Raw genomic sequence first — 26,436 nt, forward strand, 5'->3', positions numbered from 1 at the left:
GGCCGGGATGGGCACCAGTCGCTCGCGCTGCTGCTGTGGAATCAGGAAGATGAGAACCGCGCAAGAAGCATGTCCTTGGGCCAGTTGATGCAGAACGAGAAGGCAGAACAGCGTTGGTGGGCACTCGTCGCGGACGCACGAAGTAATGACCGCCTCAGCACAGCTCCGGACACCGGATACACGCGGATGACCGTGGACATCACCCTCCCCCGGCCCGGAAGTGGCGCGGGCTCCTACAACCGACAATGGAATGCGTCGCTGATCAACCAACTGCAGCGGTACGGCAGGGGCGCAGTAGAGGTGCTCTCCATTGAGGACAACCGCGACCAATGGACGCTCGACGTGAAAGAGGGTGTCCTCCTCGACGCCGGAGAAGAGGCTCGAACGCGGCTGCTGGAATTCCTCGCCGAGCGGCCCCAGGAGGTGACACAGGCGCAGCAGCGACACCGTAGGTTCCGCCAGACGCTAGAGAATCGGGACGAAGGGTGCATGCTGTGCGCCATCTTCGAGTTGGTGGAATCCGACCCGCCGCCGCTCTTCCCGTGTGGCCGTTGCCCGAATTGTCGGGCGGAGAGCGCCCCACCTCCGAGCCACTTCGAATTCCGCGGCCTGGACGCCCTGTGGCCCGACACCGCGCAGGACAGGCATACCGGCTGCATCCTCGTTCACGCCGACTCTCCGGACTTCGCGCAGGTGGGCACGTTGGTCCGGCGTCTTCTGCACGCGCGCGTGCGCCAATTCCTGGTGCCCGCTGGAACCGGCCCCACATTCGCGCGCGTACTGTCGGCATTCGAGGGCCTCGAAGGCTTGGTGCTTGAGATCCCCTATCTCAGCGGGAGCATCCAAGACGGCAGGTGGCGACCGGCCCGGGTCCGGACCGCGCTGATCATGCGGCAGGGCGGGTCAGAGCTGAGGAGCAACGAGGAGGCGCTCCGAATCGCCCTTCGGGAGCAACTGGATGGCCCCGGGCTGTTCGTCGTGGCGGAGCCGGGGCTCCGCATGGGAGGCCGCACAGTCGGCCAGGTGGTTTCCAATCGCGCGCCGCTGGCGGAGGCGCAACTGGATGAGTGGAAGGACTGAGACGCGATGAGCTTACTCACTGACACCACGGGGCGCCCCGAGCGTGTCTACACCCTACTGAAGCTTCTGGAGGCCCACGGGGGACAGCTCGGCTACGACGAGACCGTCGCCTGGCTCCAGCCCCCGATCCTCCGTGGAGAGAAGAACTCCACGGACGCGGCCAAGCAGACAATCGGCAGCGCGCGCAGCCTGGGGGTCATCCGCGATGAAGGCGACATCCTCCTGCTGGATGATCCCTCAGTCCCTTCCGATCCTCCCGCCTTCGCCGATCTCGTTCACGCGCGGCTGCGGGACAATCCCTCGGAGAAGGACCGCGTGATGCTGGAGGTCTACGCCCTGTTCGTCGTGCTGACGGATCGCGAAGAGGGAACCTCCTGGATCGAGGAGAGGACCGTCGAGGGCCTGGCCGACCTCATCGACATCGCCCTGCCGCGACCAACCGACGAGCCCCAGCAGCAGAAGGTCTTCAACAAAGATAAGTACAGTACCGCGTGGCGGCCCTGGATGGTCTACCTGGGATTGGGGTGGGAGGGGCTCGTCCTACCAACCTTCTTCCCCCACCCCACCGTCCGGCTGGAACGGGAACTCCCGGGGCTCGGTCGGGAACTGGGTGTCGGGCGCGAACTCGCCCCCAATGACTTCCTTCAGGCGCTCGCCCGTCGCATGCCCTATCTGGATGGTGGGGCGGTTTTCGAGGAGGCCATGCGCCGAGCCCGCTGGCGGCGCACCACTCAACGGCTGACGGTCGTCCTCAGCGACGTGCTTCGGGAGTTACACGACGACGGCCGGCTCCGGCTTCACGTGCACGGCGACACAGTGGGCGCCACCCGGCTCGCCCCGGATCCCACCCATGAAATCCAAGCCATCAGCGCCGTAGAGCTCATCGGAGGTCAGGCATGACGTTGCATCGCTATGCCTGCTGGGATGCGAAGGACGCGAACGAAGTCCTCAGGACCGAGGCGTTGGCGGGAAGCCGTTCGCTCTTCATGGCCGTCCACGCGCCACTGGAGGGTTTCTCGGTGAGCGGGAACAGGGAGGCATGGGTCGAACGCCATTCTGACGAGGGCCTGCAGAAGGCGCTCACCCGCCCCGAGCTCCAACACGCGCTCTGTGTGGTGGAGGGTGAGCCGGGTTCGGGCAAGTCGCACCTGATCCGCTGGCTCTTCTTCAATTGGCCCAGGACGGACAAGGACATCCTGGTGCTGATTCCCAGGAGCCAGGGCAGCCTTGAGGAAGCCCTGAGCGGCTTGCGAGAGAAACTGCCGGAGGACCTCCGGGGTTTCTTCGCAGGGCTGGGACAAGCGCGGAAGACGTCACTGGCAGGACGGGCACTCGACTTCCAGAGCAAGCTCGCCCACAGCTTGAGGAAGGAGTATTTTGAGACGGAGGCTCCCATCCACGCGGACTGGGCGGACGCGTGGAATTACCACGAACTGATGGATGCGCCGGCAACCCGTGGACAGTGGAAGGCGCCACGGCGCATCCTGGAAACGCTGAGCGGTTTGGGGGGCGAGCGGAATTCTCAGGTAGCCGAGTTCACCGTCTCCGACGTGCTCGACCTAGCCTCGCTCCTCAGGGCCGTCAAGGGTCTGAGCCCCATCGCCGTCCGAGCGAAGTTCCAGCTCCTCAAGGAAGCAGACGAGATCGAACGGGCTCGGTCGGATGGCCGCGAACTCGAGCTGGTCGTGGAGGAACTGGGCGCGAAGGCCGAGCACACCAGCCGCCTCCTCGCCGCCCTTCGCGCCCGCATGAACCATGCCGTCCAGGACCTGCTCGGCGTGAGCGGGCAGGCCCTGAAGAACGCGTTCATGCGGCTGCGGCAGGAGTTGGCGCTGCGCAGCAAGCGACTGGTGCTGTTGCTCGAGGACATCACCAGCATGCAGGGCGTCGAAGACCAGATGATGAACGTGATGATCGCCAGCAGCGAGACGGAGACGAACCGCTCGCTGTGCGACCTGATCACGGTAGCGGGCGTGACGCCGCACTTCTTCCAGAAGCTCTTCGACGTTGCCAACCTGCGCCAGCGCATCACCTTCCACGTCCAGTTCGGAGAGAAGAGGGAGAAGACCTTCCAGGGAATGGCGTTGAGGACACCGGAAGAGCGCGTCAGTTTCGCGGCGCGCTACCTGCGTGCGACGCGGGCAGGGGTAGCGCGGATTGACCAACGACAGCCTCAGGATTGGACGGACGTCTACAACCGCTGCGAGCAGTGCCCGCACCGACCGACCTGCCACCCACGGTTCGGCGCGCACCAGGGCGTGGGGCTGTACCCGTTCACCCAGGCTGCTCTAGATCGCATGTACGTCGAGCTCACGCATCCGAGAGGCACCGAGGAACTGCACACGCCGCGAGGAATGATCCAGAGCGTGCTCGGACCGGTGCTGCTGGCTCCCCAGAGCATCACCAGAGGCGAGTTCCCGGCGCCCCTGGTGGAGAGCGAGAACCTCCCGAAGCATGAGCGCAATCTGCTCGGACGCCTGGGTCAGATCGTCGCGGCGAAGGTTCCGGAGCGCGACACGGCCGAACGCCTGCGCCGGCTGATCGCTTGGTGGGGGCAGCGCGACAATGCATCCACGCAGCGTGGAGAAGACGGCGTTACGACCTTCGCCGGCATTGCCCAGGGCATCTTCGAAACCTTCGAACTGCCCTGGCTCGGCACGCCCAGCGCGGTAGACGAGCCGGAGGCCGCGACACCAGACGCTGGACACGCCTTGTCGGAGGCGTCTCCGGTGGCGGAGCCGCAGTCCGTACGGGGCGAGCCCTGGCCCGAGCCCGCCGCCCCCCGCGCTCCTGAGGCGTCTCCCTCCGGCCCTGAGGAGGAGGTGAAGAAGCCGACCACCAATCCCCCGAAGCCTTCCCGCGGCCCGAAGCCGCTGCGGGCGGCCACAGTCAATTCGCAGCAATTCCAGATGCGCTCGGAGCAACTCATCGCGTGGATAGAGGGAGAACGGCTCGAAGACCAGGGTTTCTGGAGCGAGCAGGTGGCCATCATCCTTGAAGACCTCCCATGGCGAACACTGGGATTGGATCCTCATCTCGAAGATAAGCTCTTCACCAAGGAGACGGTGGTGCTTGATGGCGCGCGCAAGCCGACCCTCAAGCACTTCGTGCTCCCACGCGAGCGCTGGGTCAAGCTCGGGCTGGAGTCCTTCCTCGCGCTACGCACGCGGGGCGAGGAACTCGCCAAGGCAGACCGCGAAGGCTACCAGCGGATGTACGCGCACATGTTGCGGAAGCTGGCCGAGTTCGCGCGCGCCCATGTGAACCGGCGCGTGCCGATCACGGAGGCAGGCCAACGATGGTCCCCCATGGCCACGGCCGCGCAACTCCTGCTCGCCCGCGCGTGGCTGCGCGGCGTGCATCGCCCCCAGGATCCCCTCCACATCCAGTGGAATACACTACTGGATTCGAACGATCCAGATGCGGGAGCGAGCGGCGACCACCGCATCCAGGGATGGGGAGACATCGTGTCGAAGGTCGGCCGGACCAACTCGGACGTACGCAATGCATTGAGGGAACTCGCCAGCCTGCCGCAGGGAAAGAAAGGGGGATCACAGTTCTTCGCCGCTGCAGGAGAGGTGGCTCCGGCCCTGATCCGACTGGCTCGCACACTGGAACTGGATCCGTCGCCCGCCGAGGATCCGAAGATTTCGGATCTCCTCGAAAAACTCACCCAGGATGCACCGTACGTCCGCGAGCGGCTGAAGTCCGCCGCAACGGGGGAGCGGAACCGGATCTTACGAAACGTGGGGAAACTAGACGACATCACCCACCGGCGCGCACTCCCCGACTGGCTGAAGAGCGCGAACAACGTCGTCGCGCGGCTCCGGGAACTCGATGGACACGTCCCCAACCAACACGTTCAACGGTGGAACGAAGTTTACACCAAGCTCCGCGGCCGCAAGTTGTTGGAAGCCAGCGATCCGGACATGCACAGGCTGGAGGAGTTTCTCTCAAACATAGAACCAGAAACGGTGGAGGGCTTCGCTCCACCGGAGGCGCTCGCATTCGCCACCAGCGCGCCCGCAGCGGACCTGTTTTTCATGGTAGACCGCCTACAGGTGGCGAACGAGGCGCTAACACAATTACGCCGCCACGTTGGCGCACTCATAGAGAAGGCGGGGGACTCCAGCAACGGCACATTGCACACGGTGCGCGAGGCGGGGGCTCGGCTGAGGATCGCGGTTCAGGACATCCGCCAAGCGCTCCTTCCTACGGGAGGCGAGCATGTCTGAGCTCACGGCCGAAGTGGCAGGCGGAGAGTCCTCCCTGGATTCCTTGAGCGCGCTGGAGCAAGCCCTGGACACTGGAGATTTCCAACGTGCGGTGCAGGCCGAGCAGTTCGGCGACGCACTGGGGCACGCGGTGGGTGCTCTGCGGGAAAAAGCCGAGTCGCTGACCACGATGGAGCAACTGGCGGGCTGGGTGCCCCTGATCGCGAAGAAGCTGGCGCCAACGGAGGTGGCGGAGGTGCGGACCGCGTTGGACGCACTGGAAGCCATCGCCGGAAACCTCGCCCGCGAGAACCCCACTCGGGAGGCGCTCCAGCACATCCGGGTGGAGATGCAGACGTTGGTCCTGCGCGTGGACCAGGTGAAGGGCCGCCTCCGGGCCGCCTGGAGCCTCCGCGTCCGAGAGGAGTTCGAACCCTCCACGAAGCTGGCAATGGCGCTCCAGCGCCTCCCCGGTCAGGCGGAACTCGCCCGGCGAATGGCGCAGACCTCCCAAGCCGGTCTCGCGCTGGAGCAGCGCTTCCCCGCGCAGACGGCGCGGGAAGAGTTCGAGCGCCGCTGCGCCGAACGCCAAGCCCAGGAGCGCGATTTGGCGGGCGTGGGGACGGACTCGGATAAGGTCCAGTTCCTCATCCGGGTGAACGACGGGAGGGCAACGCTCGCTGATCTTACGCCGGACCTCCAGAAGTGGCTGTCCGAGCAGAACGCGCTCGGCCTGTTCAAGCTCAAATTGGAGTAACGCGGCCGCGGAGGAATACACCGAGCCGCTCCAGCAGGCGGCGGCTTACCACCACCTCCGCCATATCCCCATCCATGAGGCTGCTGCCGGTGTGCAGGCACGCTTGGCAGCCGTCTACGCACAGTCGGGCACTGATTCGGTACGCTTGGTCCGCGAGCCGCGCCTCCGCGCTGAGCGACTCCTCCTGCACCGCGTCCTCCACTGCCCGGTAGCGTTCTAGCAGCCGGCGCCACTCTGTCGCACGGGCATCCCCGCTCTCCACACGGGCCACCAGTGTCCCCACCAACTCCCAGGCAGAGGGGGCGCGCCCCATCTCATGCGCCAGAGAGCTGCTGATTGCCTGGAGTTCCTCGTAGAGCGTGAACAACTCGAATCGGTCACCGCCCACCTCCTCCGCGCCGTAGAGGAGGCGGAGCACGCCCTGGAAGGGCCCGGCATCCATGCCGAGGTCCGCGCCCAGTTCGCGGGCGAGCTCCAGGACACGTCGCTCGTCGCGCGGATCCCACGAGCGCCAACGGGCGACGTCTGCCGCCGGGCGGACAGCGAGCGCCGCCACGAAGCGGTCCTCCCTCGCGTTCGGGCAGTCCGCCAACAGTTCCGGTGCCAGGTCCGCCGCCGCCTCGTCCAGGTGGGCCACGAAGGTGCGCGTGGTGCCATCCCCATGGTTTCCGTCCTCCGCCACGGTGATGATGTCCTCCGTTCCCCCTTCGAACTGCACGGGCAACTTGACGTGAAAAAGGACGCGCCGCTCGTCGCCCCGCCCGTGTCGGACGAACGCCTGCTCCATGCGGATAGCCAGCCCATGCACGATCACCGAACGCAGGTAACCGGCGAAGGCCTCGTGCGAACGCACGTCGCGCCAAGCCTGTTCGATGAGCAAATGGAACGCGTTGGAGGCGATCACTTCCCCCAGGCGTTCGAGACGCTGCGCCGTCAACATTGGGTGCTGTCGCAGGTGTCCCTGGAAGATGCCCTTGAGCAGCTTCGTGAACTGTTCGGCATTCCAGCGCCGCAGCAACTTCTGGAGCTCCTTGTTGAAGCCCTCGAACGCGGCGGCCGTCACCATCAGATCAGCAATTTGGCGTATTTGGTACGGGTTGATCCCTGCGGAGGCTCCCCGACTCATCAGCAGGTAGCGGAGGAACTGACCATGGAACCACTTCGACTCAGTGGGCTCCGCGTCGAGCCGCGCTCTCTCCGCCCGGACGAAGTCGCCCAACACGGTTCCATCCAGCCGAACACGGACGCCCTCCGTCTCCAACTCGTAGCCATGGAGGAGGGTCCGGCGATCAGCCTCCCTCGGGAGGTTCTCGTCGTCTGGGTGGACGAATACCTGGCTGACATAGGCCTCTTCGCGCTTGTGGTCGGCCGTCTCCAGCACGAGCCGCGCGTCAGCGCCCCAGAACACACGGGCCACCTTCAACCCGGTGCGTTTCCCGCGGGCGGACGTCCCGCGAAAGACCTCCACCTCAGAGGCCAGGACGCCCAGGAGATGGACCCGCCGTCGCTCGGCGAACCCCAACTCTGCCTCGACGGACAGGAAGCCACGCAACTTGCCCTGGCTCTTGGGATTCACACGCGGCAACCTCGATAGCTCCTTGGAAAGGAGGACTTCCCGCCGGGCAGCATCGTAGACCCAGTCCCCCTGCCATTCAGTCCCAGCGAACCTGCCTCCGCTCGCCATCTGCAGCGATGTCGGCCGCACCACCTGGGGATGCAGCCTCGTCCCGACGAGCAGGCGGGCCTCCCGGGGAAGCGCTTCCATCAGGGGCGCGCTGCCCGCCAAGCTGAACTCCGGCCATGCCCCGGAGTGGCCCAGGGGTCTCCACAACGGCTGGCGGCCGGGCCTCGGCGGGATCCAGTGCGCCACCCGGAAGCCGAACCGCCGCGTCACATTGCCCGGGGCGCACTCGGAGAGAGCGAGCGTGATGTCCTCCGAGTCCTGTTTCGCTTCACCCATGTCGTTCTCGTAACCCACCACGAGCAGTGGCAGGTTGATCGACTGGAATAGGAGCATTGGAACCCATGGAAGGACCTCCGCCCACTTGCGAGGACCTCCACCCGACGCCAGGGCCACACCAGTGGTGGCCTCTCGCCACAACCGCTCCAGCGAGCCAACCTCTAGCCGCTTGTACACATCATTGCCGAAAGTGGTCCGGACCACGGCATCCACCTCGGCCAGGAAGCGGGGGTCCACTCCCGACGCGGCGCCCAGGCGCAACTGCTCCCGTGCGGCAAGATCCAAGATTAGGGAGACCACCTGCCCACGGACGACGAAATAGTTCTCAACGTTGAGCGGAACCTCGAAACCACTCGCGTCCAACATCTTCCTAGGACGCCGGAAGAACCAGGAGTCGCGCGGAGAGTACGCGGAGAGAGTCACTCCGGTGACCGGCCGGTCGTCGGCCCCTCGCCCACCGCGCCCCTTTCGCTGGATGAAGGACGCAAGGTTGAGCGGCGCGTAATGCTGGTAGACGAGCATCATTTCCGGATCGTCGAAGCCGACCTCAAGGGACGACGTGGAGAAGACGAGGTCACTCTTCTGGATTATTTCGTCGGCGCGCCCCCCCGTCTTCGAGAAGATGGGCTTCGCGCAGACATCGAGGGCACGGCCGGGAATGTACGGGCCGCGCACCGTCCGCTGGCGACGGTCCCGGGCGGCGAAGTACCAGCACTCGCCCTGGCGGAAACGGTCACAGGCGTCGGGCGCGCCGCAGCACTCACGGCGAGGAAGACCCGTGTGCGCGTCGTCATCGAACAGACGGGTGCGCAGCCGCGCCAGCCGGTTGCCTTGCTCCGCGTCCGCGTAGTCCGAGTGCAGGCGCTTGAGCTTGTCGATGGAGTCGAGGAAGACGATACCTCGGAATCCACCATCGTCCCCCGAGCGCCTGCGCATGCCGTGCGCCAGACACATGAGCGTCTGGATGGAGGTAGACGCCCCGGCGATGTCGTGCCCACGGGACTCCACCTCGGGCTGCACGAAGAAGAAGTACTCGCGGCCCCGCGGGTTGGGCCTGCGCTCTCTGTCTTCAGGGCGGATGATGGTCACGCGAGCGCGTCCGCACAGGATGCCCCAGACCTCGTCGGGCCGGCCAAGCGTGGCGCTCATCCCGATGGCCAGGGTGCGCACGGGGCTGCCTTCGTGCTCGCGCCGGTTCAATTCGGTTCGGGTGATGAGCCGCCGAAGCGCATGGCTCACCTGGGCACCGTGAAGGTGCGAGTACAGGTGGATCTCGTCCGCGAGGACAGCCCGGGGTGCGGCATAGAGCGGCTCATCTCCGAAGAGGCGCCCGCGCTCGGGAGTGAACATCCACTGATGGAGCGACTCCGTCACCGGCAGGAAGAAATGCGGCGGTCGCTCAACGACGCCTTTCTTCGAGCCCACCCACCCGCCGTACTCCCAACCGCAGCGGAGACATCGCAGCAGGTCCGCCTCGTTCGCGCCGCCGCCCGGCTGGAGCCACAGGTCGCCTTTGCACTCCCCCTCCGGGCACGCGAAGAACGGGAAGGAGAAGGCGCCGCTCGGTCCCCGACGCCAACCCTTCTCCTCGTCCGGAGCCCTGAAGTGGCTGAGGACGTCTTTGTTCTGCAGGCCTAGGGTCAGGAGTGGCATGCCCGGGACGCGGGCGAGCGCCGCGAGATAGCCGGCGATCCGTTGCGCCTGGTTGGCCGCGAGGCGGATGCGCGGGTACACCAACACCGCGCGCGCCCCACGTACGCCACGCAGCGCGTCCGTGGCCACGCCCACCATGAGCGGCAAGACGCCCGCCTCCGTCTTGCCGGTGCCGGTCTCCGCGGTGATGACGAAGGCGTCATCCGTGGAGAGCCCAAGCCACGCGGGGACCATGCTCCCGAGCGCCCGCTCCTGGAAACCGGCCAACTCCGGATCCGGTTTGTTGAAGCGTGCCCGCAGCATGGCGGCCACCCCTGCGACGGCACGCTGCGCCTCCGGATGCCCCTTCAACTGCTCGATGAGCGAGGTCTCGATGCCCGAGAGCGGCCGGTCGCGCACCGGCTTGTCGCGATCCTTCAACTCCAGTTTGAGCGCCCGCACGAGAAATGGCCGCCGGGATGTGTCTCCCTGGCGGAAGCGCTGTTTGACGTACCGCACCTCTCGGGCGATCTCCGCGGCGCGGCTCCGGACGCGCCCCGCCTCGGTCAGTAACACCCAACCATGGTCGGCAAGCCGGCGCAACGCAGCACTCACTCGCGCCTCTTCCCAGTTTAACGCTCGAATCAGGTCCCGAGGGGTAGTCCACTGCTCGAAGACTCCGAAGTTGATCCGCCGGGCCTCCAATTCCTCCAGGCGGTTCAACAGCTCGAAGTCGCCGTCCTCGATCGCCTCAGCGGGAGGAAGGGGGCCCTCCACCACGGTCACGGCCTCCACCAGGTCGATCGTCCGCTGCCCCCATTGGTTCACGTCAGACCGGACGACGCCCTCCTGTTGGAGGGCATTCAGGACGGGCTCGAACAGGTCCTCTCCCTTTGGTCCCACCCACTCGAAGCGCTCCCGGACCTTCTCGTAGGAGGCCGCGAACCGCCCCTTTGAGCGCGTGGCTTCGATGACCTCTTCGATGCGCAGGCGAACCGTGTCCGGATTCACTGCAAAGGGGCATCGTGGTGGGACGCGCGGGCATGCGACCCAGAACGTCGCTCCTTTCTTTGTGGTCCTAAGCTCCAGCGCGACGAAGCCCAGCCTGGAGAGGGCGCGGAGTTCCTCAAGTGTCGGCTTTCGGCCGAAGCTCTTTTCGACGCTGAAGTCAGCTGCGGTCCCGTATGGATTCTTCAAAGCGACGTTTTGGATGTGCTCGAACAGTTCCCGCAATTCTGGAGTGAGTTCCGGGGCGAGTTCAGTCGTGGGGCGGTCGTCCGGTCGTGGCTCCAGCCGGGGAAGGGCTTCCGTGTCGTCGAAGCTCCGCACCCGCACATCGACCGGCCACTCCACTCCGTCCGGGCCGCGAACCCGCACCCGGCCGCGATCCTCGCTGGAATAGACAAACTCGCGCATCGCCTGCGCGGCGTCGAAGACCTCCTCGTCCTCTGGGATGACGTCCAGCAGTCGGCGGGCGGCGACCAGTATCAGCTTTGTCCTCGCCCTTGTGATGGTGACGTTGAAGCGCTCGGCGCTGAAGATAAATTCCGCCTCAGACCGGGCGAACTCGGGGTCCGACACGGTGTAACTGGCGATGATGGCGTCGCGCTCGCGGCCCTGGATGCGGTCCACCGTCTCCACCACACACTCGTCGCCCAGCTTGCGTGCTCGCAAAGCGTCCCGGATGGCCGCATTCTGCGCGCGGTGTGGCGAGACGACGGCGAGGCGCTCGTTCCAGAACGTCCCGAAAGAGAGCTCCGCCGCCCCTTCTTCAGGAGGCAGGCGCTCCCGGAGAAGCTGCGTCAGCCGCGCCACCAGGCTGACCTCGAAGGGATTGTGCGTCCCTGCCGCGGGCCCCTCGTGCATCAGGATGCAGACCGGCCGCGCCGGGTCCAGGGCTTCGCGCTCCCAGTCGGAGAGCCCCTCCTCCCACCCCTCGCGCAGCCGCAGCCGGGCCTCCGGATTCACCGAGCGGTACAGACCCTCGTAGAAATGCTCTGACGGGAAGCTCGCCAGGGGAGCATTGAGCCGGAATGTCTCATCCAGGCGGAACTCGGCGACCCGCGCCTCGCGGAGGAAGGCATACAGGGAGCCGCCGATTTGGCGGCCATCCACCTCGTGTTCGTGTACCTGGCGCACCGGCGGCAGTTGTCGATCATCCCCCGCCACCAGTACGCGCCCACCGTGAGCCAGACCCGCCAAGCACATCAGTCCTTGGCTCACCACCATCTGCGACGCCTCATCGATGCAGACGAGGTCGAAGAGGGGGGCCGTCAGCCCGTCGGCGGCCGGGTGACGCGCCTTTTCGAGCAGCTTGTACAAGCTCCACGACGTGGTCCCCATCACCAGGTGAGGCTGGTCCAGCAGCGACACTGCATCCGCGGGTTCGAGCACCTGGATGTCCGCCGGCATCTCCTGCGGCGGCTCTGAGCCCACCCAGCAGAAGGTGGCGCCGCTGAAGCCGTGCTTCTCCGCCTTCTCGTGCATGGCGCCGAGCAGGTTGGCGATGGAGTTGCGGGTGAAGCCCGTCAGCAGAATGCGGCAGGGCAGCCCGCGGCGGCGGCGGAGTTCCAGGTAGCCCAGGGCCATCCAGGCGAGGACGAACGTCTTCCCCGTCCCCGGTGGTCCGAGTACGAGCGCCGCCCGGTGATCGGCGATGCCGCGCCACGCGGCCTGCTGTGCCGGCCGGAACGCCTCTGCGGAGACGGCGGGAACGGCAACCTCTTCGAGGGCCGCCCGCCACAGGGAAGCCGTGCCGTCCGCCCCGGCTTCGGCGAAGCGGCGGGGCTCACGGAAGAACTGAAGCACATCCTCTCTGGGCATCAGGGCCTCGCGTCCGCTAGCGAACGGAGGAACCGCACCGCCCGCTCGGTGTTGTAGTCAACGTGGATGGCATCCAGGAACCATCCATCCGTACTCGCCCGGCGGCGTAGGGCCTCGAAGCCGGGGGCATCGTGCTGCTTGCGGCCGATCCGCACCTCCATGTGCTGGCCGCTCTCCAGGTCCGAGGAGATGCGCACCGACACCTCGCGCCAGCGCTGCGGATCCAGCCGGAGGTCCGGATCGTCATCGGTGAGGATGAGGCCCATCGAGGAAGAGGAGAGCTCGGCCTGCCGGCTCTCGGGTGGGACGAAGAACCGCATCCGATAGAACCCGCCGTCCGGGTAGGTCCCGAGGAGTTGGAGGTTGGCGAGGCAGCGAAAGCGGTCGCGGCGCTCATCGGCGGGCCGCGCCAGTTCCGTCAGGGTGCCCAGGAGGGCGGCGCGGTTCTCCAGCATCTCGTGCGCCATGAGGACCTCCAGATCCGTTGCGGCGAGCGGGTCGAACTGCGCCTGGAACCGGAACGGCTTCTTGCGGAGCCGGAGGAACGGCTCACCGGCCGCTTCGTTCTCCCGGAGGATCCAGCGCATGAGGGAGTCCATGGCGGCGAGCCGGGCTTCCACGTCCTTCCGAACGTCCCTGGCGTCCCTTTCCCCCTGGCGGAGCGCGCGGACCACATCCACGGAGAGCCGCGACGAGAAGCGGCGCTGGAAGCCGGGGGCTGGGCGATAGGGCGTGGCGAGAGGGGGCGTCGCCTCCTCGAGCGCGCTCGTCACGCCAGCGAGCTCGTAGGCCACCTTCACCGGCAGCGCGTACAACTGCTCCAGAACGCTCCTCAGCGCCGTGGCGGGCAGATGATGGATGCCGCGGTATTCGGGCTCCACTGCCCTCACCTCGTCCGGAGGGAACATCCGGATGAGGTGGAGGAGCCCGGTGCGGATGGCAGGGTCCGACAGGTGGCGCCCGAGCGCATCCTGGAGATCGCTCCCTTCCGAGGGCTCATAAAGAAAAAGGTGGGAATGGAGGCCCTGGGCCTCGGCGTGCCGGGCGTTCCAATCGTCCACTTCGGTGAGGACCTGGATGACCCGGCCCAGCACCTCCCGCAGTGCGGGCAGTTCGTCCTCGCCGCGGCGGATAATGGCAACCGTGGGTTCCGTGCGGCCATCGCGCACGATGAGGCAGCCGAGCGCGACGAGGTTTCCCTCCACCGGGTCCCGGTCCGCGACGAGGTGGATGGCGACGTCTACGCGCGGCGGCATGAGCCAGGAGTGCCGATCCGGGAGGCGATATACGGCGCGCTCCCGCAGCGCCTGTGCCCGCGCCACCAGCATCTGCCCGCGAGCCTTGAGCGCCCAGGTGGAAGCCCCAGGGTTGGCGGCGAGGTTCCGGACACTCGCAAGTTGCCCGACCGTCCGCACGCCCAGGTTCAAGATGGCCCGCTTGGACTCATGCGACAGCCCTGGCACAGCGGAAGTGTCCCACTGCTCGGACGGCCGCGCGTCGGAGATCGAGCGCTCACAGTGCGGTAGGTACTCGCATTGCTCACACTTGAAATAGATGTGGAAGAAGGTGTCGTCCCGTTCGCGCTCGACGTGCCGCTCGCGCAGGCGGGGAACGGTCCGCCGGAAGAAATCGATGACAAAGGCCTCGTAGCCACGAGCGGGGAAAGGTTTTTCTACCCACGGTTCCTCCTGCCCTGCCGGCGGCATGTGCCAGATACGCCCCTCCAGGGACATCTCACCGGCGAGACCGCGCTCCTGCAACATGCACCGCAGCATCAGCGAGTAGAACGCGACCTGCGCCTTGTGGAACACCGTGGAAACCTGCGTGGCCTTCACGTCGATGATGGAGAACGTGGGGCGGCCATCCGAAGCGGAGAACTCCACCAAGTCCGGCCGTGCGGGTCGGATGGCAACCTCGGGAGGAAGGTTCAACAGCGCGCGAAGGCGGGGCGTCTCCTTGAGCGATGCTTGGTGAATGAATCCTTCTGTGCGGGTACGCCCAAGGAAGGCAAGCGTCAGTTGATCCGAAACGCCATCCTCTCCACCCGCAGGGCCAAGAATCTGGCCGGGATGGCGTCGCTTCAGTGATTCGATCACCCGGTTCTCAAACTCGTTCCCAAAGTCAGACCACGATGCGGCCGTCAGGTTCCTCTCAATGGGGATGCCCTGCTTCGAGTCGGTTGGCATCGAGTCGTACACAAGCTTTCGCTCGCAACGGTACTGGAACCACGACTTCACGCCGGAGGCGCGGATTTCGAGCTTCATCGCCATTGGATTCTATGCTCCTTGGTCGGCACCCGCACCCACGTGTCGGCTGAAGTTCCGCGTTTTCTCGTAAGTCCTCGCCCGAGTCCGTGGAGATACCCATTGACAGAGAAACTCGGCGACCGCTGGCTGGCGGAGTCGGCTCAGCGCGACTGGCCGCGAGCCTCGGCCATGAGGGAGAACTCGCCGTCCACCGTCATGTGCAACTCCCAGCGGTCCACCGTGCGCAGGTCGCCGTGGAAGCGCTGGCGCTGGCGCTCAACGAGGGCGTCCATCGCCGTGCGGCCCGGCCGGGGCAATGCTTCCAGCTTTCGGTAGCGGTCGGGAAGCAAGTCCTGCTGCCCTCACTGCGCCACCACCAGCGCATTCCACACGGTGATGATGACTTCGAGACCTTCCTGCCGCTGCCGCCGCGTAACCGTCCGGCCAACGACGTGCGGTGAGGGATTGCTGGGGGCGCGGTGCGCAGCGGACGCTTCATGGCATGACAAAGCAGGTGCAGAGGCCAGAGTGGGCGCGCATCGAGAAAGCCTTCGAGGCCAGCGGGCAGACGCAGCGGGTGTTTACGTTAACGCGGGACGTGCGGCTGAGCACGTTGCAGTCGCAGGTGTACCGGAATTGGCGGTCCGCGACGGCGCGAGGTGCGCCGGTGGGACGTAACTGTCTGGCAAATGACGCGTCGGAGGGCTTGAAGATAGGCCACGGCGGGCAGTGCTCAGCAAGCGCCGGGAGTTCCAGCAGGGCGAGGTGCCGTGAGCGGGTGGGATCAGGATGAGTCTGCGGCGCGAAGCCGCATCCACTCGTGAGGCAGTAGTTCACCGATGCGCATTCCGATGCGTCTGGACGCGCAGTAGTCGTCCGCGAGGTAGGCTTCGGGATTGACGCCGTTGGCCTCGCAGGTGGCCACTCGTGCGTAAAGACCCGCGAGGTTTTCACTTGCGGCCTCGTGGCCGACGAAGAGAGAGTTATTACGGCTCAGGGCGACCTTGCGCAGCGCCAATTCCGAGCGACTGTCCAGAGGAAGGCGCTCATTTTCCACGAAGCGAGTAAGGGCCTCCCACTGCTTCAGCGCGTATGAGAAGGCCTGGCCCAGCGAGTTCCTGGTGAGTGCAGCGGGGCCTGTTTTCCCAGCCAGGCGCGCAGCACAGCGAGGACAGGCGCGCTGTGCTGCATCCTCGGCCTGCAGTGGGCGTCAGCGCGTACGAGGCTCGCAGCGCAGGCGTCATGCGCACCGGGAACTGTGTCAGCAGCCGGCAGACTTATCTCTTTGCCGCCGCACGTGAACTCTTACTTGCTCCGGACGCTTCCTTTTTGGGTGAACCAATTGCCGCAACCGGTGCGGACCACACCTTGCTCTTGTATTGAATCATCAGATAATTCGTCAGCACCTCAATATCCTTTGATGTATTCTGGACTTCATTCCACTTACGTTGCAGCCCAGGACCGAAGTCCCAAAACCCCGCTGTCCAGCGGCAGAATTCCTTTAGTCCCATCAGATCTGTCGCAAACTGGGCTGCGGTGGGATAAGGGCGGTCCCGGTAGCGATCGCTGATCGCATCCATGATGAGTCCCATACTGATAATGCCCGCGCCGTGCATAAGACGAGACTTCTTAGGTGGTAATCCCCATGCCGCCTTGAAGACCTCCTTGACCGCTGTCCAATACGCATAGATCACATTGATCATCTGCTCTGTGTCTGCATTCGCTTCCTCCGCAGCGTTGAAGCGATATAGCACTCCATCATTAAGACTGTTCTCCAACATCCGCAGGATTGAGTTGTCCTTGACGAGCCCGCCAGGATTGGTAGCCGTCTGAATCATCTTGTGAAGCGGAGACCCCTCTTCCAGGTTCATTCTTTCTAGCAACTGAGCTGGCAACCGGCGCTTGCCCAGCAAGGACGGAAGTCGCGCGCTCGTTCCTGGAAGGAGTTCGTAGATGAGTCCCTTGGGTAGAGGTTTCGTCGAATTGACCAGGATGAACTGTTCGGTCTGTTGACCAACGTCATCCGTGATGAACGCCGTCATGCACACGGGAAACCGCTCAATATTGGCATCACGGATCGCAGCAAGCCGCTGCTGTCCATCGACAATGAAGCCCGGCTTTCGGTCATCTTCCATTTCCGGTTCAAACGGAATGGTGAGTACACCAGAGCGCGAATATTCAGACGTAACGGCCTTGGAGTCTGGATGGAACTTGACCCGCGAATCGAATGCCACCACGAGTGCATTCGGCACCATGGGTGAATCTGACTCTAGGTAGGACCGAATCTCATCAATGTGAGAAAGAACCTCAGGTCGCTGGTAACCCGAAAGGGCTCCATCTTCCTTACGGCGCACGCGTGAGATCGTCGCGAACTGAGGAACCAGCTTCCCATCAACAGCAAAGGTGTAGAGCGTCCTGCCGCGGGACTGCTTGACCTCGATCGCAGGAAGCTTCAGCTCTTTTGGCATATGTCTTTACCGGGCCGAAGTCCTCAGGCCGCGCTCCCCTGCCCGAGCCCAAGCTCCTTCTCGAGCTGCTTGTGGAAAATCCAAATATTGTGAAATCCCCGTCGGCGATTGCGTTCGGCACCGCGAAAGAGCACGACGTGATACCGCAACTCTCGACAGACTTCGCAGGGACACTGTTGCCACGGCGCATCCGTCAGCGTTTGCCGGTACGCAGCCTCATGGTTCTTCTTGGAATCCGGGTCATAAAAGCGCTCGTATTCCATAAGTACAGACAGAGCCTGCTCTACTGTCTTACGGCCCGAATCAAAAAGCTTCATGGCCTCAAGGCAAGCCTTCTCAAGCTTTCTGGCAATGTCCTGCGAAACCTCACCGGAGGAAATCTTCCGTTGTAGAGACGGGTTGCCTTCCACTTGAGGGATGCGGATCGCTGTATAGTTTCGTCCAGGGGTGTAGTAGTTGTCCTTGTCGTCCTTGAAGGCCTGCCTCAAAGGCGAGGTGCTATCAAAAGACGTGATTCCTAGCCGGGAGAACGTCTTCAAATGCTCGGTTCGGGTGACCCCTAACAAGTGAATTTGAACTCCCGGGGTTCGGACCCCATCGATAGCCTTCAGGCAGGATATAATCTCGCTTGATCTGAGCGGAACCATCCCCCCCAAGGCGATTGAGCGATATCCCATTCGCTGGAGCGCTTTGACTGAATCCGCGTAGGACAAGGGACTCCAGCCCTGCGCAACGCCCACGGGCTCAAAGGTATAGCCGCCAGCCTTGTGCTTTTGACGAAACTCCTTTGCCAACTGCAGCGTCAGTTCCCGCCTTTCGCGCAACTCTTTTGGAACGAGATCCTGGGAGGCACCTCGCTCATCTGCCTCGGGCTTGAACAGGAGGATGATGTGGTCGAGGGAAATGCCGAAATCAAACTGGCAGTTCCCGTAGAACTCCAGGACCTCCTCGACAGAATAAGGCGGCACCTCTTCCTTCACGTACGTAAACGCACCGCAGTCCCCCATGATGGAGAGCTGCCGGGGCGCTTGGTCGAGGCGAAAGAACTCTGGCGCCCCCAAGCGCAGCAATCGGTGTCGCTGCGCAAGCGTGTATCGACTTCCCAATGCTCCGTAGCCATCCACGATTCCCTTCGAAACCAGGAATCCGTCAAACGGAGTCGCCGTGAAGACCTCATGGGCGTAGAGGTCATCCCGCTGGCGTTTTCGCGTTGCCGAGCGTCGCTCCCGCTCAAAATCGAAACTGGGATCGATGAGATCCTGGCTGTCCGGAAAGAAGAACTTCATGCGGCCGTCCGGCGGCTACTCGTGTACGCCCGAATCAGAACGTTCGAGAGAAGCCGAATGTGTTGAGATGTATTTTGAATCTGGTTCCAGGCCAACCCTGACTCCTCCCAGTGTCCCTCGGTCCACCGGCACACGGGTTGGACCCGGAGAAGCTCCGTCTTCACCAACCGCAAGGCATGTGCCCCATTGATGTCAATGTTGCTCATGACCTTGTCCATCAAATGTCCCATCGCACAGATCCCGGCTCCATGCATCAACCGACTCCGTGAAGGTTGACGCCCCCATGATTCTGGGAAGACTTCTTTCACAGCAGTCCAGAACAGGATCAGCATCTTCCGGATTGAATCAAAATCGGTTTCCTGGGTAACCACATTCCGATAAGGAAACAGGCAGCCCGTCAAGTTACCCAAGCTGTCCTTGATCATCGTGACCACAGCCGAATCCGTGACGATGGCGCTACGCCGAGCCTCTGCATCCATCGAATTGCGGCGGATGAGTCCCTTGAAAGGCGACGCAGGGTCCCGATTCAGCAAGTCACAGAGCGCGGCTGGAGCTCTCCGGACCGCCAGGTTTGGCGGCAGCAAGGTCCCGACTTCAGGCAGCAACTCTGTAATGAGTCCTCGCGGAAGTGGCTTGGTGCTATTGACCCTCAAGAATTGATCTCTTTGTAGGTCCACTTCATCCGCGATGAAGGCGTTGACGGGAACGAGCAAGTCCTGACGTTGGCATTGCGCCAGGGCTAACGCACGCTGTTGACCGTCTACAATCCAGGCAGGCCGGGGCTGGCCGGGCTTCGGCAATGGAATGTGGAGCGTCCCAGCCTCAGCCCAGCCATCATCCACGCGTGGCCCCCGGACCTTTTTGAAAACAACCGCGGAGGAGAGTGCGAGAATGATGGAGTTGGGGAAGATGACCTCTTCCCCATTGAGGTACTCCGTAATGTTACGAACGTGCTGCTTCACCTTGGGACGTTGATACCCGAGGAGCTTTCCCTCTGAGTCCCGTGATACTCGGGAGACTTCAGCGACCGCCTGCAGTTCCTTCGCGCTCAGCGCAAACATGAAAAGCGGATGTTCTGGCGTCTGGATGACCCGAATAGCGCGTCGCTCGATAACCTTACGCGTTGGCCTTTTCATGGGTTCTCCTGGATCTGGACAAATAGACTCTTGAAGCGATGTTGTTCACACGCGAACTGGCGTGCTCTCAACTGCTTCAAAGCCGCGCTCCATGATTTCGTGCCCTCGTCCATCACCTGCCGGATGAACCCTCGAACCTCATCATCCGTCATCAATTGACGGTTATACTGTCGAAGCGGGCCGCTCTTCTTGATGAGCTTCTGGTAGCGCACTTGAACTTCAGTGGCGTTCAAGTAACTCCCTCGTGCTCCCTGAAGAATCTCGCGCGCGACCCGTGCATGAAGTCCCAGTCGAGATCCACCCAACCGCTGCTGGTGATGGGCGCTTGATGGAATCCAATGCGGTGCAAGCGTTCCCTTCGACAGGGAGGCAGGTGAAGACACGACCAGTAACCGTTCTGGATGCTGGAGGTCCTTGGCCGCGAATTCGAGGTCGTCCGCGATCGCGGCAACGTACAGAGGGGAAGCCACAATCAGGATGTTCGCTTGCGGCTGCGCGCAGGCCAATTGGTGAAGGGTGCGTGGTGGGCCATGCGCCGGTCCGGCGTGGCTCGACAACGTCTTCCACCAGCGTTGGAGTTGTTCGCTCGTATCCTTGTTTTCGGAACCGCGCACGACGGAATCCGGCTGGCCCCGAGCAAAGGTCGCGGAGTAGGGCCGAACCTGGGCCTCTTGCGGAATCAGTCCGTACCCTGCGGAAGCAATCCATAGGCTGGAGTTGAAGCCGTTTTCACGCGCGGCCTCGGAAAGGCCAAGAACAACACTCCAATGCTCACCTGCGTAGAGCTGGTGCGCTGGGCCTTGCGGGTGCTTATGGGACGTAAGCCGCTGCCACCAAGTGTTCGCGCGGGCTTCGGTTTCCGCCCCTCGGATGCAACGCAACCGGAGTGCTTCGGGCACCGGGAGGTGCTTCCGATCAGTGCAACTCGCGATGATGTGAAGCACCTTCCCCATGGAGGCGTCCCTTAGGGAATTCCCAGGACCTTGTGCATCTGGATCCCCAACCGCCACTGAGGGTGCTCCAGGCAGTACTCCAGGGCAACCTGCGTGTTCCGCACGCGGTCCGGGCCGTCCATGGGCTGAAGAATGAAATGAGTGAACCCCAGTGCCTCGAAGCGGTCTGGCTCGAAGCCGGCCTGGGGGAAGACGAGCTTCAGTTCGTTGCCCGTGCGTTGCACCAACTCACTGCCCGCCTTCGGACTGACACAGACCCAGTCAATTCCTTGGGGCACAGGCCTTGTTCCGTTGGTTTCCACCGCCACGAGGAACCCTCGGGCATGCATGGCATCAACCAGGGGGGTGTCGAGCTGGAGGAGGGGTTCTCCGCCCGTGCAGACGACCATGCGCTGCGCGCTCGATTGTTCCTGCGGCCACGTCAGTGCGACCGCCTCGGCTAGCAACTCCGCGGATGTGAAGCGCCCTCCGCCTGCGCCATTTGTCCCCACGAATTGGGTGTCGCACCATCGAGAGCAGCCACCCGGGCCACGTTCGCGGTCCCTTTCGAGGCCACTCCACAGGTTGCAGCCCGCGAAGCGGAGGAATACCGCCGCACGACCCGCTTGAGCACCTTCTCCCTGCAGCGTGTAGAAGAGTTCCTTGACCGCGTAGCTCACGGCATGAACTCCCGAACGGTCATCACTGCGTTGCGAACCACGTGTCTTGTCCTCCGCGCTTCAATAACTGCGAGGCGCCCTCAGACACCTCGCGCGCAGTTACTGCTCCGCGCAGCGCTCCCGTTTCTGCATCATGCCCGCTGTCGTCTGGACGTACAGTAAAGCGCTGCGAGCGAACACTCCGTGGTCTACGCCAGGACCCGATAGTTCCCAGTAGAAACTGAAGGGACACGGGAGTGATGCACGCGGCTTCACGCGGAGAGCTTCTCCCGCATACGGCCCGCGCCATCTACCGTGCATCTGCCTACGCAACGGCGTTCGTAACAGAGCGAAGGGCGCGACATGCAGGCTCCACACCTTCTGCACCATGCGGACGCGGCCGGACTGCGGGGCCATAAGAGCCCAGTTTCGCCGCTGGACATGGTCGGCACCACCCAAACTGCCTCTTGACTACAACTGTAGCCATGGCATATCGCTTCTGACTACAACTGTCGTCAGGAGGGGTGCCGTGGACAAACCTGGAGCCGAAGTCCCGTCGTTCGTCCGGGAAGGACTGGGCTGGCTGTTGGCCCTGCTCCTCTTCCTCGCGCTGATGCCCTCCCTGCACCTGGCGGAGTCGTTGCAGGCCGGGGTCCACACGGCACGCGTCTGGTGGAAGGCCGCAGACACCGTGCGCCGTCACGCGGCGCCGCTGCTGCTTCCCGCCGCGCTCACGGCTTCCGCGCGGTGATGAGCGGCTGGTTGAAGCCCGTCTCCTCCGGCGTGTACCAGCGCGGATCCACCAGCCCGGCCTTCGTGAGCGCCTGCTCCAGCTCCACGGGTTGCAGCAGCCGGTAGACGCCGGTGTGCTCGGTGGTGTGCCAGATGCCGGACTCCTGGCGCAGGATGAACTGGCGCACCGTGTACTGCCGCTCGTCCACCGCCCAATCCCAGACCTGGAAGAGCACGCGGCGGCCCAGCGGCGTGTCCAGCACGCGCTCGGCGGTGAAGCGCGGACGCTTCTCCAGGAGCGCGGAGTGGTCGCGCAGGCTCGCCACCAGCAGGCCCCCGGGCACCAGGCGCGACGCCATCGCGTTCGCGGCGTCCTCCAGGTCCGAGTCCTCCAGCAGGTGCGCCACCGCGTTGTCGCACGACATCACCACGTGGAAGGTGCCCGGCACCTGCCAGTCCAGCATCCGCATGTCCGCCACACCGGTGGTGATGCTCACGTGCATGGCCCGGGCTTCCCGCTCCGCGCGAGCCACCGCGGAAGGACTCAGGTCCGTGGCGTGCACCGCGTAGCCCCGCGCCGCCAGCCCCAGCGCCTGCGTGCCGATGCCGCACGCGCAGTCCAACACCCGGCGCGGCGGCGGCGCTCCTGAACGGCGCAACAACGCGTCCAACACCGCGCCCTGCCGGTCCACCGACTGCTCCCAGTCCGCGAAGAGCAGGTGGTACTCCTCGGCCAGCCCTTCGTAGAAGTCCAGGACGCTGTCAGACATGACGGCTTCCCCTTTAACACCCCCATGCGGGCCGTCACGCGCGCGGATGGCGGACGTCGCCTGTCCGTCATGTCCGTGGCGGGAGGTCTTCCTCTCTGTGAGCTGTTACCAGGAAGACGGGACTCGGGAAGCCCGCGCGGGCATGGGCGGACCCCGGGCAGGATGCACCGTCGTTCCCCGCGTGAAGCGCACGCGCACCTGAAGCAAGGAGCCCTGATGTTGACGCTGACGCCATCGCAGGTCCGCCTGGGATGGGCCGCCGCGAACAAGGCGGAGGCCATCCGCCTGGTCGGACAGGTGATGGTGGAGTCTGGCTTCATCTCGCCCGGCTACGTCGACAGCATGCTCCAGCGCGAGCAGGTGTCCGCCACATTCCTGGGCCACGGCATCGCCATTCCACACGGCCTGCCGGAAGCGCGCGACCTGGTGCTCCAGACCGGCGTCGTCGTGGTGCAGTTCCCCGCCGGAGTCGTCTGGAGCGAGGACGGCCATGCGCACCTCGTGGTGGGCATCGCGGCGAAGTCCGATGAGCACCTCCAGGTGCTCGCCAACCTCACCGGCGTGCTGGACGACGAGGTCCAGGCCGTGGCCCTGGCCTCCACCCTGAGCACGGCCGACATCATCCAGGCACTCAACGCCCCGGTCGTCGAACCGGACTGGGAGTCACCTGTCGCGCCCGTGCTCGACGGCCGCTCACTCCAGGTCCTGTCCCCTTCACCGTACGGGCTGCATGCGCGTCCCGCCACCGTGCTGGTGGAGGTGGTGCGCCGCTTCCGCGCGGACGTCACCGTCCACCATGAAGGGCGGCAGGCGAACGCCCGCAGCCTCCTGTCGCTGCTGCGCCTGGGCGCCGGGGGCGGCACGACGCTGACGCTCACCTCCGCGGGGGACGACGCGGACGCGGTGCTCCTCGCGCTGCGCGATGCCTTCGAGGCAGGCCTGGGCGAAGGGGCCCCCACCGCCTCCACGCCGTCGCCTCCGGCCACCGTCGTGCTCGACTACGAGGGGACCCTGGTCGCGGGCCTGTCCGCGTCGCCGGGCATCGCGGCCGGGCCGGTCTGGGCCTTCCAGCGCGAACGGCTGGAGGTGGACGAGTGGGCCGTCGACGCCGCACGGGAGCACCTGCTGCTGGAGGAGGCCCTGGCCGGAGCGGCGGCGGAGCTGCGCCAGTTGCACGAGGGCTTCTTGCTGAAGGCCGGAGCGCAGCGGGCCGCCATCTTCAAGGCGCACCTGGAGCTGCTGGACGACCCGGAGATGCTGTCGGAGTCCCACGGCCTCATCGACACCGGCCTGAGCGCGGGCGCGGCGTGGCGCCGCGTCTTCGAAAACCGCGCGGAGGCGCTGGCCGGGCTGGACGCGCCGATGCTCGCCGCGCGGGCCGCCGACCTGCGGGACGTGGGCCGGCGCGTGCTGCGGCCCCTGGCCCGGGTGCTGGAGGACGAGCCCACCTTTCCGGACCACCCCGTGGTGCTGCTGGCGGAGGACCTGGCGCCGTCGGACACCGCGAAGCTGGACCCCGCGATGGTGCTGGGCCTGTGCACGGCCGGCGGCGGCACCACGTCGCACACGGCCATCATCGCGCGCTCGCTGGACCTGCCGGCGGTGGTGGCGGTGGGGCCGTCGGTGCTGGACCTGCGCGATGGACAGCACTGCATCCTGGACGGGGACGCGGGCGTGCTCGTCGTGGGGCCGTCCGAACGGGACCAGACGAAGGCCGCGCACCAGCGCGAGCGGATCCGCACGAAGCGCGAGGAGCAGAAGCTGGAGCGCTACCGGCCCGCCATCACGCTGGACGGCAAGCGCGTGGAGGTGGCCGCGAACATCAGCGAGGCCGAGGAGGCGCGCAAGGCCGTGGACGCGGGTGGCGAGGGCGTGGGGCTGATGCGCACGGAGTTCCTCTTCCTCAAGCGGGATGATCCGCCCGGCGAGGAGGAGCAGTTCCACGCGTACCGCACCATGGTGCAGGCGCTGAACGGCCTGCCGCTCATCCTGCGCACGCTGGACATCGGCGGGGACAAGCGCGTGCCGTACCTGTCGCTGCCCGCGGAGGAGAACCCGTTCCTCGGCGTGCGCGGCATCCGGCTGTGCTTCGAACGGGAGGACCTGTTCCGCACGCAGCTGCGCGCCATGCTGCGCGCGTCGAAGGAGGGCCCGGTCCGCATCATGTATCCGATGGTGGCGATGCCCGAGGAGCTGGCGAAGGCCAGCGCCATCACCGAGTCCGTGCGCCGCGAGGTCGGCGCGGAGCCGGTGGAGACGGGCATCATGATCGAGGTGCCCTCGGCGGTGATGATGGCGGAGCGGCTGGCGCGCGACGTGTCGTTCTTCTCCATCGGGACCAACGACCTGACGCAGTACGTGCTGGCGATGGACCGGCAGCATCCGGTGCTCGCGCCCCAGGCGGACGGGCTGCATCCGGCGGTGTTGCGCATGGTGGACCTCACGGTGAAGGCGGCGAGGCGGGCAGGCATCTGGGTGGGCGCGTGCGGCGGCATCGCGGGCGACCCGTCCGGCGCGGTGGTGCTGTCCGGCCTGGGCGTCACGGAGCTGAGCGTGGCCATCCCCAGCATCCCGGCGGTGAAGGCGCTGCTGCGAGGCATCTCCATGGCGGACGCGGAAGGGGTGGCCCGGCTCGCGTTGGAGTGCGGCAACGCCGCCGAGGTGCGCGGTCTGGTGCGAGGCATGCTGGCCCGGAAGGGAGCGAAGGCGTGAGGCCGAGGAAGCCGGGCGTGGTGACGGTCACGTTGAACGCGGCCATCGACCAGACGCTGGAGTGTCCGGGGTTCACGGCGGGCGCGGTGAACCGCGTGGTGGCGGAGACGCGCACGCCAGGGGGCAAGGGCATCAACGTGGCGGCGTTCCTCGCGGGAGGCACGAGGCCTGTGACAGCGGCGGGCTTCCTGGGAGAGGACTCGGCGCCGCTGTTCGAGGCGCTGTTCCGCGAGCGAGGCATCCAGGACCGCTGCCTCCGGCTGCCGGGCTCCAGCCGAGTGAACATCAAGGTCGTGGACCGCACGAGCGGAGCGGTGACGGACCTGAACCTGCCGGGCCTGCGAGTCCCGGAGGAAGCGTTGGACGCGCTGATGAAAACACTCGATGCGCTGGCGGAGGAGAACGGCTGCTTCGTGTTGTCGGGCAGCGTGCCGGCGGGAGTGCCCGCGAACATCTACGCCACGCTGACGGAGCGCCTGCGCGCGAAGGGCGCGGTGGTGGCGGTGGACACGAGCGGAGAGCCGCTGCGCCACGCGGTGGCGGCGAAGCCGGACTTCGTGAAGCCGAACGCGCACGAATTGAGTGAGCTGGTCGCACGCCCCCTGACGAACGCGGGCGAAGTGGCGCGAGCCGCGAGGGAGCTGCACGCGGGAGGCATCGGGCTGGTGGTGGTATCGATGGGAGCGGACGGAGCGCTGTTCGTCTCGGACGACGGCGCATGGCGAGCCCTGCCGCCCCCCGTGGAGGTGGCGAGCACCGTGGGCGCGGGCGATGCGCTGGTGGCGGGAGTGCTGGCGGCGAGGCTGGACGGCCACGGCCTGGAGACCTGCGCCCGGAGGAGCACGGCCTTCGCGGCGGGGAAGCTCGCGAAGGTGGGCCCGGTGCCTCCGGCGCCGGAGCGTGTGGCGGAGTTGTTGTGTGCGGTGCGGATGCACCCTTTGGGCCAGGGCTGAGCATGAGGCCAAGGCACCAGGTCCAGGCGCTCCAGTCTCCAGGCCCCCGGACCTCCCGGTGGACCACCTCCCGCCC

At 65.4% G+C, this 26,436-nt stretch carries 17 protein-coding genes; 7 read left to right on the plus strand and 10 right to left on the minus strand.

Annotated elements, in window-relative coordinates:
* The 4 genes from D7W81_RS42455 to D7W81_RS22785 all read left to right on the plus strand — a co-directional run.
* The coding region (locus D7W81_RS42455; protein ID WP_158621656.1) for a hypothetical protein at positions 1-1,080 on the plus strand (1,080 nt) is incomplete at its 5' end.
* A gap of 6 nt (positions 1,081-1,086) precedes the next feature.
* Positions 1,087-1,980 (plus strand): hypothetical protein, encoded by an 894-nt coding sequence (locus D7W81_RS22775; RefSeq protein WP_120557501.1) that lies wholly within the window; start codon positions 1,087-1,089, stop codon positions 1,978-1,980.
* Positions 1,977-5,315: a hypothetical protein gene (locus D7W81_RS22780; protein ID WP_120557502.1), complete on the plus strand. Its 3,339-nt coding sequence runs from the start codon at positions 1,977-1,979 to the stop codon at positions 5,313-5,315. Before D7W81_RS22775 ends, D7W81_RS22780 begins: the two co-directional genes overlap by 4 nt.
* Positions 5,308-6,051 carry a hypothetical protein gene (locus tag D7W81_RS22785; protein ID WP_120557503.1) on the plus strand — a complete coding sequence of 248 codons (744 nt, stop codon included), beginning with the start codon at positions 5,308-5,310 and terminating at the stop codon, positions 6,049-6,051. The genes D7W81_RS22780 and D7W81_RS22785 overlap by 8 nt, the downstream gene beginning before the upstream one ends.
* Here the strand turns inward: D7W81_RS22785 and D7W81_RS22790 are convergent.
* The 9 genes from D7W81_RS22790 to queE form a co-directional block, all read right to left on the minus strand.
* Complete coding sequence (locus tag D7W81_RS22790) at positions 6,038-12,466, minus strand: AAA domain-containing protein (RefSeq protein ID WP_120557504.1); 6,429 nt, start codon at positions 12,464-12,466, stop codon at positions 6,038-6,040. The genes D7W81_RS22785 and D7W81_RS22790 overlap by 14 nt on opposite strands.
* Positions 12,466-14,736 (minus strand): PD-(D/E)XK nuclease family protein, encoded by a 2,271-nt coding sequence (locus D7W81_RS22795; RefSeq protein WP_120557505.1) that lies wholly within the window; start codon positions 14,734-14,736, stop codon positions 12,466-12,468. Before D7W81_RS22795 ends, D7W81_RS22790 begins: the two co-directional genes overlap by 1 nt.
* A 137-nt stretch (positions 14,737-14,873) precedes the next feature.
* Positions 14,874-15,062 carry a hypothetical protein gene (locus D7W81_RS42055; RefSeq protein WP_147445588.1) on the minus strand — a complete coding sequence of 63 codons (189 nt, stop codon included), beginning with the start codon at positions 15,060-15,062 and terminating at the stop codon, positions 14,874-14,876.
* Between the two features lie 434 nt (positions 15,063-15,496).
* Positions 15,497-15,916, minus strand: a complete 420-nt coding sequence (locus D7W81_RS22805) for an IS66 family transposase (RefSeq protein WP_120557506.1) — start codon at positions 15,914-15,916, stop codon at positions 15,497-15,499.
* A 73-nt stretch (positions 15,917-15,989) separates the two neighbouring features.
* Positions 15,990-17,180, minus strand: a complete 1,191-nt coding sequence (dbpB, locus tag D7W81_RS22810; RefSeq protein ID WP_120557507.1) for a DGQHR domain-containing protein DpdB — start codon at positions 17,178-17,180, stop codon at positions 15,990-15,992.
* A gap of 23 nt (positions 17,181-17,203) precedes the next feature.
* On the minus strand, positions 17,204-18,466 hold the full coding sequence (dpdA, locus tag D7W81_RS22815; protein WP_120557508.1) for a tRNA-guanine transglycosylase DpdA: 1,263 nt from the start codon (positions 18,464-18,466) through the stop codon (positions 17,204-17,206).
* On the minus strand, positions 18,463-19,602 hold the full coding sequence (gene dbpB, locus D7W81_RS22820) for a DGQHR domain-containing protein DpdB (RefSeq protein ID WP_120557509.1): 1,140 nt from the start codon (positions 19,600-19,602) through the stop codon (positions 18,463-18,465). Before dbpB (D7W81_RS22820) ends, dpdA begins: the two co-directional genes overlap by 4 nt.
* Entirely contained in the window at positions 19,599-20,501 is a 903-nt protein-coding gene (locus tag D7W81_RS22825) for a hypothetical protein (RefSeq protein WP_244227366.1), read from the minus strand. Before D7W81_RS22825 ends, dbpB (D7W81_RS22820) begins: the two co-directional genes overlap by 4 nt.
* Positions 20,502-20,566: 65 nt before the next feature.
* Complete coding sequence (gene queE, locus D7W81_RS22830; RefSeq protein ID WP_120557511.1) at positions 20,567-21,214, minus strand: 7-carboxy-7-deazaguanine synthase; 648 nt, start codon at positions 21,212-21,214, stop codon at positions 20,567-20,569.
* A 508-nt stretch (positions 21,215-21,722) separates the two neighbouring features.
* Here queE and D7W81_RS22835 point away from each other — a divergent pair.
* The gene (locus D7W81_RS22835; protein WP_120557512.1) at positions 21,723-21,944 is read left to right on the plus strand and encodes a hypothetical protein; all 222 of its coding nucleotides are present in this window, start codon (positions 21,723-21,725) and stop codon (positions 21,942-21,944) included.
* Here the strand turns inward: D7W81_RS22835 and D7W81_RS22840 are convergent.
* The gene (locus tag D7W81_RS22840) at positions 21,925-22,695 is read right to left on the minus strand and encodes a class I SAM-dependent methyltransferase (protein ID WP_120557513.1); all 771 of its coding nucleotides are present in this window, start codon (positions 22,693-22,695) and stop codon (positions 21,925-21,927) included. The two genes, D7W81_RS22835 and D7W81_RS22840, sit on opposite strands and share 20 nt — an antisense overlap.
* Positions 22,696-22,911: 216 nt before the next feature.
* On the opposite strand from D7W81_RS22840, the gene ptsP reads away from it, so the two are divergent.
* Both ptsP and pfkB read left to right on the plus strand, forming a co-directional pair.
* Positions 22,912-25,407: a phosphoenolpyruvate--protein phosphotransferase gene (gene ptsP, locus D7W81_RS22845; protein ID WP_120557514.1), complete on the plus strand. Its 2,496-nt coding sequence runs from the start codon at positions 22,912-22,914 to the stop codon at positions 25,405-25,407.
* Positions 25,404-26,360, plus strand: a complete 957-nt coding sequence (pfkB, locus tag D7W81_RS22850) for a 1-phosphofructokinase (protein WP_120557515.1) — start codon at positions 25,404-25,406, stop codon at positions 26,358-26,360. Before ptsP ends, pfkB begins: the two co-directional genes overlap by 4 nt.
* Positions 26,361-26,436 lie beyond the last annotated feature (76 nt).

Origin of the sequence: Corallococcus aberystwythensis, assembly GCF_003612165.1 — a bacterium.
Lineage (GTDB): Bacteria > Myxococcota > Myxococcia > Myxococcales > Myxococcaceae > Corallococcus > Corallococcus aberystwythensis.

Bases quoted from the DNA above. Each gene is read 5' to 3' on its own strand.
- D7W81_RS22775 (WP_120557501.1), top strand. From the start codon at position 1,087: ATGAGCTTACTCACTGACACCACGGGGCGCCCCGAGCGTGTCTACACC.
- D7W81_RS22780 (WP_120557502.1), top strand. From the start codon at position 1,977: ATGACGTTGCATCGCTATGCCTGCTGGGATGCGAAGGACGCGAACGAA.
- D7W81_RS22785 (WP_120557503.1), top strand. From the start codon at position 5,308: ATGTCTGAGCTCACGGCCGAAGTGGCAGGCGGAGAGTCCTCCCTGGAT.
- D7W81_RS22790 (WP_120557504.1), bottom strand. From the start codon at position 12,466: ATGCCCAGAGAGGATGTGCTTCAGTTCTTCCGTGAGCCCCGCCGCTTC.
- D7W81_RS22795 (WP_120557505.1), bottom strand. From the start codon at position 14,736: ATGGCGATGAAGCTCGAAATCCGCGCCTCCGGCGTGAAGTCGTGGTTC.
- dbpB (WP_120557507.1), bottom strand. From the start codon at position 17,180: ATGCCAAAAGAGCTGAAGCTTCCTGCGATCGAGGTCAAGCAGTCCCGC.
- dpdA (WP_120557508.1), bottom strand. From the start codon at position 18,466: ATGAAGTTCTTCTTTCCGGACAGCCAGGATCTCATCGATCCCAGTTTC.
- dbpB (WP_120557509.1), bottom strand. From the start codon at position 19,602: ATGAAAAGGCCAACGCGTAAGGTTATCGAGCGACGCGCTATTCGGGTC.
- D7W81_RS22840 (WP_120557513.1), bottom strand. From the start codon at position 22,695: ATGTCTGACAGCGTCCTGGACTTCTACGAAGGGCTGGCCGAGGAGTAC.
- ptsP (WP_120557514.1), top strand. From the start codon at position 22,912: ATGTTGACGCTGACGCCATCGCAGGTCCGCCTGGGATGGGCCGCCGCG.